We start from the raw sequence: 13057 nt of genomic DNA, 5'->3' as shown, positions 1-13057 counted from the left end.
ATATCCTCCTCAAATGTTCTGAGAAAGTGTAACAGGAAAAAAGATTTAATGCAAGCGGTTGCACAAAAAGTTTTTGCTAGTTTGCTATAACTGGCGCCGTTCTTCCAGGATAAGCCTCGAGCCCTGCTTTTAGAATTTCCATCGCCCTGGACAAATCCTGTTCTTTCAAGACATAAGCCAGGCGGACTTCGTCTCTGCCTAACCCCGGAGTTGCATAAAAGCCCTCACCTGGAGACGCCATAACAGTCTCCCCATTAAGATCAAAATCCTGAAGCATCCATACAATAAACTTTTCAGCATTGTCCACGGGGAGTTTTACCATCATGTAGAAAGCGCCTTTAGGCTCTTCACAAATCACACCTGGCATATCTTTGAGTGCCCGGTACATGATGTCTCTTCGTTTCTCGTATTCTTTGTTCACTTCTTGCAGATAGGATTTAGGGGTGGAATAAAGGGCAACGGCACCTTCCTGGTCAAGGGTGGGAGGGCTGGTGCGGCTTTGGCAAAGTTTAAGAATCTGAGCCATAAGCTCCTTATTCTTACTGATAACACAACCAATCCGGGCGCCGCATGCGCTGTATCGCTTTGAAACGGAATCTAAAATAACGACACGGTCTTCCACATCTTTCAAGTTCCCAAAACTGACGTACTCAAGATTGTTATACACAAACTCCCTGTACACTTCGTCTGCGATGATAAAGAAATCGTGTTTACGAGCTAAAGCAGCGACTCGCTCCATCTCTTCCCTAGTGTAAACAATCCCTGTTGGGTTTCCTGGGTGGCACATAACTATGGCTTTTGTACGCGGGGTAATTTTTTCTTCCATGCTTTCAACAGAGGGAAGCCTGAATCCTTCTTCTGCCCGTGTAGTAATGGGCACGATCTTGGCGCTTACCCATTGGCTAAAAGGATTGTAGTTGGCATAAAAGGGTTCGGGAACCAATATTTCATCTCCCGGATCACAAAGAGCCGCAAAGGCGAAGACTATGGCTTCACTGGCCCCTGCTGTAATGAACACATGCTCTCTTCTGAACTCCACACCATAATCCTTATAATAGTCACAAATAGCATCTATGAGTCGAGTATCGCCTTCAGAAGAGCCGTAGGCCAGCACCTCGTTTTTAAAATCCCCTACCGCATCAAAAAAAGCTTGCGGCGTCTTAATGTCAGGTTGCCCTATATTAAGAAAATATATTTTTTTCCCTTTTTCTTTTGCTTCTGCGGCATAGGGAGCCAGTTTCCTGATAGGCGAAGCCTGCATTGAACAAATACGCTGAGAGAATTTCATAAAGCTCCTCCTTTTCAATAAAGGCGGCCCCGCATTAAATGCCAGACCGCCTTTACTTTCTTTTATAGGTATTTCTATTCGAACTCCTTAAGCATGGCAGCAAATTCTTCTTCTTTGCCTGGCAGAATGTGGTACACGTGGTCATCTGTGGGGAATTTCCCAGTCTTCACGTCTTCAACATATTCCTTAAAGGCTCTAATCTCTTCTTCTGCCAAATTAGCATACTTCTTAACAAATTTCGGAGTGAAAGCCTCGAAAAGACCTAACATGTCTCCGCAGATCAGAAGCTGGCCGTCGCAAGGCGCACCTGCTCCTATGGAGTACACTGGAATCTCAAGTTTCTTTGCAATATATTCTGTCAACTCTGGTGGAATAGCCTCAAGGAGTATAGAGTAGGCTCCAGCCTCCTGTATGGCCAAGGCATCTCTAATCAGCTCTCTTGCGCTCTCGGGATCCCGCCCCTGAGCCTTGAATCCGCCAAGCTGACCAGAGCTCTGTGGAGTCAGGCCAATATGTCCCATTACCAGAATGCCAGCATCGGCCAGAGCTTTGATACGGCTGATAACCCGACGCCCGCCTTCAAGTTTTACAGCATCCATATCTGCTTCTTTCATAAATCGGCCTGCGTTTCTTACTGCATCTTCATCAGAGATCTGATAGGACAAAAAGGGCATATCCCCTACGCAGAAGGTGTTGGGGGCTCCGCGGCGGACTGCCTGGCAGTGGCGAATGCAGTCATCCATAGTCACAGGAATCGTACCTTCGTATCCAAGAACAACCATCCCGAGAGAGTCTCCCACGAGGATCATGTCCATGCCTGCCTGCTCTGCGAATGAAGCCGTTGGGAAGTCGTAAGCTGTAACCCATGCAACTTTGTCGCCACTCTGTTTCATTTTGACAAATTCCAAACGTCCTTTTTTCTTTGCCATAATTACTCGCCTCCTTAGTTCATTTGAATGATCAGGGAAAGCCAAGCTGCCTTGAAACTTCCATTGAGGCCCCTTGCAATCCCTTAATAAGTTCACTTTTTCTTTCTGGACCGAAAGAAGCAGCCAGGCCAGAAGTGCTCATGGCGGCCGCGATGTGTCCCTGATGATCTTTTATAGGCACAGCTACGCAGCACAATCCCAGCTCCAGCTCCTGGTTGTCTTCCGCCCAGCCCTTTTCTTGCACCTTATGGATCTCATTGAGCAAAACTTCCCTTTCCACAATAGTATGGGGGGTAAGGGAAGGAAGTCGAGAAGGAAGAAGGCTAAAAATAGCCTCATCAGTTAAATCTGAAAGAAGTATTTTCCCTGCTGCGGTACAATAAAGGGGAATTCGTTTGCCAATGTTGGAATAATGAACATGTTGCCCCACTGGCTCCACTTTTTCTACGTATACACCCTCATCCCTGTCTCGAATTACTAAGTGCACTGTTGTGTTGTACGCTTTTGCCAGACAGTCCATAGGAGATTTAGCGCTTAGCCGAACATCAAGATTTTGATGAACGATGTTCCCAAGCTCAAAAAGTTTAAGTCCTGGAGCAAACTGCCCTGGTGACTCTGTTTCTTCTAAAAATCCCTGCTCCACAAAAATTCGTAAAAAACGATGCACAGTAGATTTAGGAATATCCGTATAGGAAGCAATATCTGATGCCGAAAGCCTCGGGCGACTAAAGGAAAAACTAGAAAGAATAGCCAGGGCACGATGAAGGCTTTTAAAAGAAGGTGCAGATTTCTTAGCAGGCACCACATCACCTCTTCTCATAACATGAGAACGTTATTTTATATAATGAGATTATATCACATGCTCACCTCGTATTCAAATATAAAAAAATGCCCCGAAAGGCATCTTTTTAAAAATCATTCCACGGAAGCAATCTTGATCAGGTGCAGTCAATAACCAAGGCTTTCAAGCCAGTCTAAAATATGCCCGGCCAGGGCTACACGACAGTCAGAGTAGGAATGATCCGTATTCATTATTATTTCTTTTGTCCCTTCATTGTTATATTTTCTGAGAGCTTCTACAAAGGGGGCATGATTTGTCCGCAAGGGTGTGATGTTGTCGTTTTTCGCCCCTAAAACAAGAATATTGCGGTTGATAAAGGAAGAAGCAGAGTTCACTATGTCCCAGTCATGTAAGTGACAGCGAATTTCTTCAAGCAATGCTTCTTTATTGGTTCCATGGAGCGGAGGAGCGCCGAGTTTCAATAATAGATCAAGTTTTTTCTGGCTCTCAGAATCATTTAAACCATTTTTTCCATCAAATCCAAGATTCCATCCTGAAATAAAACAAAAGTCCCGTATACCCGGCATGGCATCGGCAACTTTAGCCATGGCAAACCCACCCATACTGTGCCCAAAGATGAGAATGCGTTCGGGATCTACCCCATAATTCTTCTGGGCGAAATCACTTTGCAAGTAACGAACGGCGTTAATAGAGTCAGAGATAACATGGGAAAAAGAATAAAAGCCCTGGCTTCCCCAACACCCCCTATATGAGAAAACCACGGTGTTGAACCCCGCCCGCCTTAGCACCTGAGCAAGATCTAAATTTTTTTCTGTGCCCGGAAAACCATGAAGAAACAGAATGGTCGGATGAGGAGGTATCCCCTGGGCTATATAGATCACGCCGTAAAGGTGACTTCCCTCCGAAACAAAATCAAGGGCCTCCATAGACGGAGGATAGCACCAATCCTCTATTTCAGGATCAATTTCAATACAGGGACGATACATGAGCCAATCACCACTCTATTCATCAATATTGAAAGCACCAACAACGGGAGCATGATCAGAAGGTTTTTCCCAACCTCTCGGACCTCTGTCTACATAACAGTCTTCTGATCGATGGGCAAGGGAAGAAGTAGCTAAAATGTGGTCTATTCTCCAGCCGATATTTCGCTCTAAAGCATTTTTAACCCTATAATCAAAAAAGGAAAACTCTCCTTCTCCTGGCCGGTATTTTCTAAAGACGTCTATAAAACCCCAGGCTTTTATTTCTTCAAACTTCTTTTTTATGTCTTCATGAAAGCAAACATGATCCCTCTTGTTACCAGGATTGGTCACGTCTATATCCGTAGGGGCAACATTCATATCGCCTACCCATAATAGATCGTCTGCTTTGGAGTACTCTCTATCAAAAAGGGTCTTCAGCCGATCGAAAAAACGCATTTTGTACTGATAATCGGAATGATCTATAGATTTACCCTGTGGAACATAGGTGTTTATTATATGAACTCCCAGAACTGTTCCCCGCACGATACGAGTGGCAGAATCAGGCTCTTCTCCATCTTCTAATCCGAAATGGGGATTCATGATGGGATGGAGACTTAAAAGTGCTACTCCGTTATAAGCCTTTTCACCTTTAAAAACCGCCTCATATCCCAGAGCTTCGAATTCTGAGGCTGGAAAGAACTGGTCTTCAGTCTTTGTTTCTTGCAGACAGAGAACATCCACTCTATTATCATGAAGCCATTGAGACAATATATGCATTCTGCTCCGAACTGAATTAACATTAAAAGTAGCAATCTTCAACATCGTCACCGCTCTCACCGGCCTTTCTCGAATAATATCCACTTTACCTATTTTCACAAACGCAGGGACGTTGATTGACTCCGCTTATTATAGAGTAATCACACTATCCACCGAAGGAGATTTAACTAGCCACCATTATCTTTAATTTCGCCTTTCTTCTTCAAGGAAAGCAAGGCCAACCCGGAAAAGATAAAAAAGATTCCGGCAATCGAAGTGAAAGAAAGGCGTTCACCCAAAAGCAACACTCCCAGGATACATGCTGTCAAGGGTTCTGTTAGAGTAAGGGTGTAAGCCTTTGCTACGGGAACGATTCCAATTCCCATGGAAAAAAGAGAATAAGGCAGGGCTGTTGCAACAATACCAAGGTGGAGCGCAACACCCACTCCACGCCATTGTGTCAGCCAGGAAACATCAAAGAAAAAAAGCAGGGGCAAAAGAAAAAGTGAACCTCCGCAAAGAGTAAGAGCGGCACTTTCTATCGGACCATAAAGAAATCGAAGGCCTTTCAACCCCATACCGCAAAGGGCATAAGAAAAAGCTGCGGAAAAGGCCATAAAAATACCGGGCAGACTTGTCTGTAAACCTTCCCCGCCGGCACTCAGCAAAACACACCCTATTACAGCCAGTGAAGTGGAAAAATACCACATTTTCTCCGGCGGCTCCTTATAAATAATATAACCCAACAAACCTGCCCACATGGGTGCGCCGCCAACAGCCACCATTGTTCCTACTGCCACTCCTGTCATTTTAATAGCCACAAAAAAGAAAAACTGAAAACCTGCCATTCCCAAGGATGCGGGAAGAAGAACCTTTAGGGGGCATCCTCCCTTCAACCATGAGAGGCCTTTTCGAAAAATCAACAAGATGAAAAGAAATATGCCTCCGCCTGTAATACGGATAGCTCCCACAGTAAAGGGAGAAGCCCCAGACGGTGCAAAGGCCTGTGCCGTACCAGAGGTACCCCAGAAAACGCCAGCGAAAAGAACCAGAAGAGATCCTGCCATTTCCTGATGGCTAATATTCCCGCCTCTCACCAAACTCCCTCTCCTTAAAATTTACATTTTTTATCTATATCCATATAGTCTCCACGACGGATTTTCCCATGCCATGGTTCTCCACGAAGGAAGAGAAGTACATTTTCCGCGGCAGCCTGGCATGCGTCCTCCATAGCTCCGGCTACATAATTTGAGTTATGGGGAGATCCAAGGAAGTTCGAAAGTTCGAAAAATGGATAGTTCAATTGAAACTCGCCCCTCCCCCATGTGGGTTCATTCCACCAGACATCCGCTCCAGCCTGAAAATCTGGAAACCGCTGTAAATGCTCATAGAGATCTTTCTCAACAATAAGGGGGGCTCTGGCCACATTAATAAGAATTGCGTCTCTTTTCATTATCAACAGTTGTTCTCCCCCAATGAGCCCTTTGGTCTGCTTTGTAAGGGGCAGCGTCAAAACAACTACATCGGCTTCTTGCAATACATAGGGCAAATTTTCTAACGTCCCGACGTAATCTACTGTATCTTGGGTTCGGCCACTGGTATTGATGGCCATAATTCTCATTCCCAACGCCCGGAAGAGATTCGCAGTGTTGCGGCCTATGCCGCCATACCCCACAATACCCGCTGTCATCCCCTTGAGGTTTCTTAACAACCATGTATCCTTATCAAATTCGCCCCGAGCCAATTTCTCATGGAGAGGTACCAAGCGCCTTACCAGCGCCATGGTCATGGCCAATACATGTTCAGCGATCTGGTACGCCCATCCCCCAGCATTACAGGCTATGGCAATATGGGAAGGGATATCTAAAAAGGGAAGGTAATCTACACCTGTAGAAATTGTTTGCAGGAGACCGACTTTTTTTAAAAAATCGTACTCTTCCCTCTCGATCTCTTTGTTAAAGAAAAAGGAAAGAAGTACATGGGCATTCTGTAACACCTGCCGCCTTGCAGATCCATGGAAATCTTCTAAATAAAGGACATGGGCCCAAGAATCAAGGGGATGTTCTATTCTCTCACGGATTTCGGAGTTCGCTGAGAAGGTAACGACGACTGAGTCTAATTTTTTACCCATCTTTTACCTCCTTTTCCATACTACTTACGGTATTTTGATCATACACTATTTCTATCTCATGAGCTTTTATTGTAGAACCAAGATGATAAGTGTATAATTGCTTTACAATCTAACGTTTTGGTTTAGACAGGAGGGGTCTGGATGAGTGAGAAACCTTTTGAAATGAAAGAAGCACTCAGATACGGGATTCATGCTGAGATCGAGGCTAAAAACTTTTATAAACTCTGGGCTGGCCACGTCACAGAAGGATATCTTAAAAAAGAACTATTGGAGCTTGCCGAATGGGAAAAAAACCATGAAGACGATCTGAAAAAGCTTTATTTGAAAATGTATGGAGAGGAGTGCCCCATTGATCCCAATATGGTCGTTTCACCTGAGCTCAAGGTACAGACAAAGGACTTTGGTGAAGAAACTTCTCTTCTACGAATTGCCGGGGCAGCTTATCTTTCAGAAATGAAAGCTATGGAATTTTACGAACGCTTGGCCAACGAATCTTCTGGAGAAGCAACTATCATATTTAATAAACTAAAAGATATGGAGAAAGGGCATATGGATATTACGAAAAAACGGTATATGACTATAAGGGAAGACGTTGTAGGATTCAGAGCTTTTTAGAAACCTGAAATTAAATTCGGAGAGAAAGGCGGTCCAGGATAATTGCTGGACCGCCCTTTATATTTATGATCGGGTACAAGCTTCTTTCTTTAGAAGACGGCGTAACACCTTCCCTGTGTTGGAAAGAGGAAAAGTATCCATAAACTCAACGCTTCTTGGCACTTTATAGTGGGCAAGATGTTTCTTGCAGAATTCAATAACTTCTCTTTGTGTCAGATCCATCCCCTGGGTTTTTTTTACAAACGCCTTGGGCACTTCTCCATTGACCTGGTGAGGAATACCCACAACAATTGCCTGTTCAACGGCAGGATGAGTTTGCAGAATAGCCTCTACCTCCTGAGGATATACATTAAAACCCCCAACAATGATAATATCCGTCACACGGTCAAGGATCTGTACATACCCTTCGTTATCAATACGCACATAGTCTCCCGTGTTGAACCAGTCGCCGTCAAAGCGGTCTGCGGATTTATCCGGGTCTCTAAAGTACTCAGACGTCACCGAAGCCCCTCTAACCCATAGGATCCCCTCTCTTTTTAACGTTACATCTTCTTTTGCTTCGTTAGTCAAACGCCATTCGTAACCAGAGATAAAGGGCCCCACTGTCCCGAGCTTGCGCCGCTCATAAGATGGATTGACACAAACAACTGGGGAACACTCTGTCAGACCGTACCCTTCAAGGGCTCCGACACCAAAGTAATCCTCCACTTTTTTATCCAGCTGGACGTTGAGTCTGTCTCCTCCGCTTACGATAAGCTTCACACCCTTTGGGCAAGGAGCTCCATGATCAATGGAAGAGGTAAGGAAAGTTAACATTGTAGGAACAATGATCAACACATTGGTCTGAGACACGCATATAGTTTCAAGAGTTTTATGAGGGGGCATGAAAGAAGGCAATACTGTCTGTTTCATGCCGCAGATAAGGGGCATAAGCCCTGCCACCGTGAAACCAAAGGAATGGAAATTGGGGAGGACATTCAAAAGGATATCCCCTTCTTTCAGTTCTGTCAGCTCCTTGAAAACAGTCTGGGCATTATGCATAAGGTTCCCATGAGAAAGGGGGACCGCCTTGGGAAGGCCTGTAGTCCCTGACGTGGCAAAAATTACGGCAAGGTCTTCTTTTCCAGCCAGAGAAGGACGCCCGGCAATAGCCGTAAAGGGCGCGTCGAGAGGAGAGAGACACCAGGTTAGGGAATGTTCTGTAAGGGCTTGCTCTAAATCCTCCATTTCGGCACCAAGCACAACAGCAAAGGGATCTACAAGCTCTAGAATTCCTATGGAAGTAGGAACTCCGGCTTTTGTATTAATGGGAACAATAGCTCCCCCTAAAGACCACACTGCAAGGGAAAGTGCCAAAACCATAGGAGAGTTCGGCATCATCACTGCCAAACGATGACCCTTGCCAAAACCATCATCTTCAAGTTTTTTCTTACACTCAATTGTCAATTCCCCAAGTTTCTGGCCTGTCCACCACTCTTCGCTCCACCACAAGACCGGTTTGTCCCAATCTTCTTGAAGCCTGTCCCATATTGCATTTTCTAACCTTATAACCATCTCAGCCCTCCATTCTCCAGATCAAGAGTCCCAAGTTCAAAAACATCGCTAATCAGTGCTAATTTTACTTTGAAATCTCAAGAAGAGCAAAAGAGGAATATATGATAGGATTTTCTTACATAAAAAGGAGGCGCTTCTATGAAAAACTACAGTGATTATACAGACCTCATTGACGAAGCCATAGAAAAAAATATAGATCCAGTCTGGGATCTGAACCTCTACATGGCCTCCCATCCAGAACTGGGGGGACAGGAATACGAAGCAAGCCGGCGAATGAAAGACATGCTTGAGAAGAGCGGATTCGCAATAACTTATCCATACTGCAATATACCGACTTCCTTTAACGCTCAAAGAGGGCAAAGGGGACCGTCTGTGGCCCTTCTGGCAGAATATGACGCTTTGCCTGAAATAGGCCATGGCTGTGGTCACTGCCTTCATGGCGGCATGACCCTGCTTGCCGGGCTCGCCCTCTCTCCGCTCCTTGAAAGAATTCCCGGCATTCTTTACGTCATTGGAACCCCTTCGGAAGAAACAAATGGCGCAAAGGTCACACTTGCAAAAAATGGCGTTTTTGACTCCATGGATCTGGCCATGATGATCCACTGCAATGACACCACAAACTATGTGCAGTACCGATCCCTGGCCATGGACGCCATTGAATTTACTTTTAAGGGGCAAACTGCCCATGCTGCCGGCGCTCCATGGGAGGGACGGAACGCCCTCAATGGGGTGCAGCTTTTCTTTCACGCCATTGACATGCTTCGACAGCATGTGAAACCAACCGTTCGAATGCATGGCATCATATCCCACGGAGGAGAAGCTCCCAATATAGTTCCAGACAGAGCTTCTGCTAAATTTTATTTTAGAGCCATGGAGAGAACGTATCTTGATAGAGTTTTGGAAAAAGCTTTTAACTGCGCGAAAGGCGCGGCTATGGCCAGTGAAACGTCGATACAGTGGGAAAATGTGGAATTCAGTTTTGATGAGATGCGTCCAAACCATACTGCGGAAGAGATGATGGAAGAAATATTTAAAGAATGTGGAGTTGATACAGTGAGCGCTCCCGGACCTGGAGGCTCCAGCGACATGGGCAATGTGAGTCAACACTGTCCCGCCCTTCAGCCGTTACTTGCCATTACCCAAGTGCCAACGCCTCACCATACAAGAGCTTTTGCTGAGGCTGTGACAACTCCCGAAGCCAGGGAGACCCTGAAAACAGGAGCTCGTATTTTGGCACGAGCAGCTCTTCGAACCTTCCTCGATTCGTTTTTTCGCGAAGAAATGAGGGCAGAATTTCTTTCATAAATGCTAATTAAAAAGAGGCCGCCCCTAAAAGGGACGGCCTCAAAGAAAGAGATGGTAAAACATCTTCGCCATTTCTTCTTTATTTCATTTCAATATCTCCCAGTACCCATCCACTTCAAAGGGAAGATCTATAACTTCATTACCCTTTACAGAAATAACTTTTTCCCAATCTGGGTGGCATCGAATAGGGTAATAAGGATTTTCGTTTTCATCTTTCCATAAAAGGGGCAATGTGTATTCTTCAGCTTCAACAATAATTTGACGCTCCTCTGTCATAAATTTTCGGAAAAGGGTCAATTCCTGAAGGCCAAAGAACTCGTCACAATACCCTTTGGCGAGAGAATGGTTCTGCCTAGGAATGAGATGATAGTCGAGAAGCAAAAAATGATAGGGGGCAACACGGATCCTTTCCGCGCGGAGCGGTATCCATAAAATAGACACATCCTTTCTTTCATTCAATTCATGAAAGAAGGAAAAGGCCCTGAACACCTTTTCTGCCATATGAAGCGCCTCCTTGTTTTATGCTCTTCAGATCAAGTACAATCATTTGCATATATTCCAAACAGGAAAGTTTTGGTGATTAAAATGGATGATCAAGAACTCAAGAAACTAACTCGTCAATTGATAGACGGCACTCTCGACACAGACCAGTTTATCCAGAAAATAAAGAGTTTGCCTTTTCAGGATCTGGGAGAGGTAAAACTAGACACCCATCGCGCCCTCCGTAAGGGTTTCGCTGAAATCGTATATTGTCCAGGCAAAAGTGATGAACAGCTTGAGAATATTGCCCGCGCTCTTGCAAATACAAAAGAAAATGTTCTTTTTTCCCGAGCCGCGCCCCATCAATATGAGGTAGTTCTCTCTATACTTCACGATGCATACTACCACGAAAAGGCCAAGATGATCGGCATAAAACGCCGGGAAACACAAACAACTGTTACAGGCCTCACAGTGGTCAGCGCAGGAAGCAGCGACATCCCCGTCGCAGAAGAAGCGGCAGTAACAGCAGAATATATGGGGTGCGCCCCAAAACGACTGTACGACATCGGCATCGCGGGACTCCATCGTCTGCTTGCCCATATTGAAACCCTTCAGTCCTCCCTGGCAATAGTCGCTGTGGCAGGAATGGAAGGGGCTCTCCCCAGCGTCCTGGCAGGCCTCGTTTCCTGTCCGGTTATAGGAGTGCCAACCAGCACCGGTTACGGAGCCAACCTTAGCGGGGTAGCTCCCCTGCTAACCATGCTCAACTCCTGTGCCACCGGCGTTTCGGTAGTCAATATAGACAACGGCCTCGGAGCTGGATATCTCGCCGGGCGAATTGTACTTCAGTCCACCAACTGACTTGATTCCGGAGCAAGAAATTGACAAACTTGAAAAGAGAGGGAGGGGGGAGAAGAACAGGCTTCTGCGAAGTGTTATAATTCGAAGGACAGAAGATTAATGAATGATTCTATGGGGAGGAGTGGCGCCTGTATGATCAGCAGGTCACTTATCGAAAAAATATTTGCTGCCGCAAGCATTGAAAGGTGGAACGATCACCCTCGGCCCGTTCAATTTACAGAGCTGGCAAAACAGGCCCATAAAATGATCATCGCTTATGTTATTGCTCGACATGAAGAGGATCGTGGAAAATCTCTTCATTGGCAATCCTTGATCGAGGGAGGTATCTTTGAATTTCTCCACCGAGTTATCCTCACCGACATAAAACCACCTGTTTTCCATAAACTGATGGCCCATAAAAAAGAACGGGATAAATTGAACTTATGGGTTGTGGAACGGTTGCAAAACGATCTGGAAGCCCTTTCCCCCGCTCTTTTCAACCGTTTCAGCCACTACTTTCTGACAGATCCCGATTCTAACCGGGAGCGTAAAATACTGCGGGCAGCCCATTATCTCGCAACAAAGTGGGAATTTGACTATATTTACGAATGGAGCCGCCCTCTTTACGGCATAGACGCTACAAAGGACGAAATAAACAGGCAAATAGAAGAACACCGCGAACTCGGCGCGGTACAGACTATGTTAATGAACCGTGAACTCCCTGATACAGAAAAGGGGATCTATGGTTTTATTGCTCTTGTGGGGCAGCTGCGTTTTCAAAAACGCTGGGCTCAAACCCCCAGGATCCCGGAAACATCTGTTCTGGGACACCTGCTTATAGTTGCTATCCTTTCATATTTTATAGCCCTGGAAATAGGAGCCTGTCCCAGGCGAAGCTACAATGATTTCTTCGGTGGGCTTTTCCACGACCTTCCAGAGGTTCTCACCCGTGATATTATTTCTCCCGTAAAAAACTCAGTGGAGGGACTTGATGACCTTATTAAGGAATACGAACGTCAGGCCATGGAAGAAAAAGTTTACCCCTTGATTCCCTTTGAATGGCGAAGGGAGATTCGCTATTTTACAGAAGATGAATTCTTAAATCGCATTTGGCCCGCAGATAACTCATCTCCCCAGATTCTTCAGTCTGAAGAAATAGAAGAAACCCTGAACAATGATGAGCAAAACCCTATAGACGGCAGAGTTATCGAAGCATGCGATAAGTTCTCTGCCTTTGTAGAGGCCTCTCTTTCCATGCGGACAGGCATTACATCCCCGGCATTGGATGAAGCCAAACGAAAACTCTATGCACGATACGCCAATAAAAAGCTTTACGGTTTTCCTGTGGGAATGCTCTTTGATTTCTTCTGGTAATCCTTTTTTGCCACTATT

The 13057-nt window shown here is 45.4% G+C and carries 13 protein-coding genes; 4 read left to right on the top strand and 9 right to left on the bottom strand.

Features of this window, described 5'->3' with window-relative positions; translation table 11 throughout:
* Positions 1–76: 76 nt before the first annotated feature.
* The 7 genes from B2U56_RS04170 to B2U56_RS04140 form a co-directional block, all read right to left on the bottom strand.
* Positions 77–1288 carry a pyridoxal phosphate-dependent aminotransferase gene (locus B2U56_RS04170; RefSeq protein WP_286952522.1) on the bottom strand — a complete coding sequence of 404 codons (1212 nt, stop codon included), beginning with the start codon at positions 1286–1288 and terminating at the stop codon, positions 77–79.
* A 74-nt stretch (positions 1289–1362) separates the two neighbouring features.
* Positions 1363–2217, bottom strand: coding sequence for a 3-methyl-2-oxobutanoate hydroxymethyltransferase (gene panB / locus B2U56_RS04165; protein ID WP_013048983.1), 855 nt, complete (start codon positions 2215–2217; stop codon positions 1363–1365).
* A gap of 31 nt (positions 2218–2248) precedes the next feature.
* Positions 2249–3019, bottom strand: a complete 771-nt coding sequence (locus B2U56_RS04160) for an IclR family transcriptional regulator (RefSeq protein ID WP_273015128.1) — start codon at positions 3017–3019, stop codon at positions 2249–2251.
* Positions 3020–3165: 146 nt separating this feature from the next.
* Positions 3166–4005: an alpha/beta hydrolase family protein gene (locus B2U56_RS04155; protein ID WP_013048985.1), complete on the bottom strand. Its 840-nt coding sequence runs from the start codon at positions 4003–4005 to the stop codon at positions 3166–3168.
* A 15-nt stretch (positions 4006–4020) separates the two neighbouring features.
* Positions 4021–4806 carry an exodeoxyribonuclease III gene (gene xth, locus B2U56_RS04150; protein ID WP_273015127.1) on the bottom strand — a complete coding sequence of 262 codons (786 nt, stop codon included), beginning with the start codon at positions 4804–4806 and terminating at the stop codon, positions 4021–4023.
* Between the two features lie 122 nt (positions 4807–4928).
* A complete protein-coding gene (locus tag B2U56_RS04145) occupies positions 4929–5837 on the bottom strand; it encodes a DMT family transporter (protein WP_013048987.1) in 909 nt (302 codons plus the stop codon).
* Between the two features lie 14 nt (positions 5838–5851).
* Positions 5852–6871, bottom strand: coding sequence for a 2-hydroxyacid dehydrogenase (locus tag B2U56_RS04140; RefSeq protein WP_013048988.1), 1020 nt, complete (start codon positions 6869–6871; stop codon positions 5852–5854).
* Positions 6872–7012: 141 nt separating this feature from the next.
* On the opposite strand from B2U56_RS04140, the gene B2U56_RS04135 reads away from it, so the two are divergent.
* Complete coding sequence (locus B2U56_RS04135) at positions 7013–7486, top strand: ferritin family protein (protein ID WP_213700197.1); 474 nt, start codon at positions 7013–7015, stop codon at positions 7484–7486.
* 63 nt (positions 7487–7549) lie between these two features.
* Here B2U56_RS04135 and B2U56_RS04130 read toward each other — a convergent pair whose 3' ends face one another.
* Positions 7550–9040 carry an AMP-binding protein gene (locus B2U56_RS04130; RefSeq protein ID WP_286952519.1) on the bottom strand — a complete coding sequence of 497 codons (1491 nt, stop codon included), beginning with the start codon at positions 9038–9040 and terminating at the stop codon, positions 7550–7552.
* Positions 9041–9178: 138 nt separating this feature from the next.
* Here B2U56_RS04130 and B2U56_RS04125 point away from each other — a divergent pair, with 138 nt between their 5' ends.
* The gene (locus B2U56_RS04125; RefSeq protein ID WP_013048991.1) at positions 9179–10345 is read left to right on the top strand and encodes a M20 family metallopeptidase; all 1167 of its coding nucleotides are present in this window, start codon (positions 9179–9181) and stop codon (positions 10343–10345) included.
* Positions 10346–10429: 84 nt separating this feature from the next.
* Here the strand turns inward: B2U56_RS04125 and B2U56_RS04120 are convergent, their stop codons facing one another.
* Complete coding sequence (locus B2U56_RS04120; protein WP_013048992.1) at positions 10430–10846, bottom strand: hypothetical protein; 417 nt, start codon at positions 10844–10846, stop codon at positions 10430–10432.
* Between the two features lie 84 nt (positions 10847–10930).
* On the opposite strand from B2U56_RS04120, the gene larB reads away from it, so the two are divergent.
* Entirely contained in the window at positions 10931–11686 is a 756-nt protein-coding gene (larB, locus tag B2U56_RS04115) for a nickel pincer cofactor biosynthesis protein LarB (RefSeq protein WP_041459675.1), read from the top strand.
* Positions 11687–11818: 132 nt separating this feature from the next.
* Positions 11819–13039 carry an HD domain-containing protein gene (locus B2U56_RS04110; protein WP_286952517.1) on the top strand — a complete coding sequence of 407 codons (1221 nt, stop codon included), beginning with the start codon at positions 11819–11821 and terminating at the stop codon, positions 13037–13039.
* Positions 13040–13057: the final 18 nt, after the last annotated feature.

Origin of the sequence: Aminobacterium sp. UBA4987, assembly GCF_002396985.1 — a bacterium.
GTDB lineage: Bacteria > Synergistota > Synergistia > Synergistales > Aminobacteriaceae > Aminobacterium > Aminobacterium colombiense.
Note: the sequence above shows the minus strand (reverse complement) of the source record. Positions and strands in the feature narration are given on the sequence as shown.

Coding starts and splice junctions, on each gene's coding strand:
- B2U56_RS04110 (WP_286952517.1), top strand. CDS start 11,819: ATGATCAGCAGGTCACTTATCGAAAAAATATTTGCTGCCGCAAGCATT.
- B2U56_RS04170 (WP_286952522.1), bottom strand. CDS start 1,288: ATGAAATTCTCTCAGCGTATTTGTTCAATGCAGGCTTCGCCTATCAGG.
- B2U56_RS04130 (WP_286952519.1), bottom strand. CDS start 9,040: ATGGTTATAAGGTTAGAAAATGCAATATGGGACAGGCTTCAAGAAGAT.
- larB (WP_041459675.1), top strand. CDS start 10,931: ATGGATGATCAAGAACTCAAGAAACTAACTCGTCAATTGATAGACGGC.
- B2U56_RS04140 (WP_013048988.1), bottom strand. CDS start 6,871: ATGGGTAAAAAATTAGACTCAGTCGTCGTTACCTTCTCAGCGAACTCC.
- xth (WP_273015127.1), bottom strand. CDS start 4,806: ATGTTGAAGATTGCTACTTTTAATGTTAATTCAGTTCGGAGCAGAATG.
- B2U56_RS04125 (WP_013048991.1), top strand. CDS start 9,179: ATGAAAAACTACAGTGATTATACAGACCTCATTGACGAAGCCATAGAA.
- B2U56_RS04135 (WP_213700197.1), top strand. CDS start 7,013: ATGAGTGAGAAACCTTTTGAAATGAAAGAAGCACTCAGATACGGGATT.
- panB (WP_013048983.1), bottom strand. CDS start 2,217: ATGGCAAAGAAAAAAGGACGTTTGGAATTTGTCAAAATGAAACAGAGT.
- B2U56_RS04155 (WP_013048985.1), bottom strand. CDS start 4,005: ATGTATCGTCCCTGTATTGAAATTGATCCTGAAATAGAGGATTGGTGC.
- B2U56_RS04120 (WP_013048992.1), bottom strand. CDS start 10,846: ATGGCAGAAAAGGTGTTCAGGGCCTTTTCCTTCTTTCATGAATTGAAT.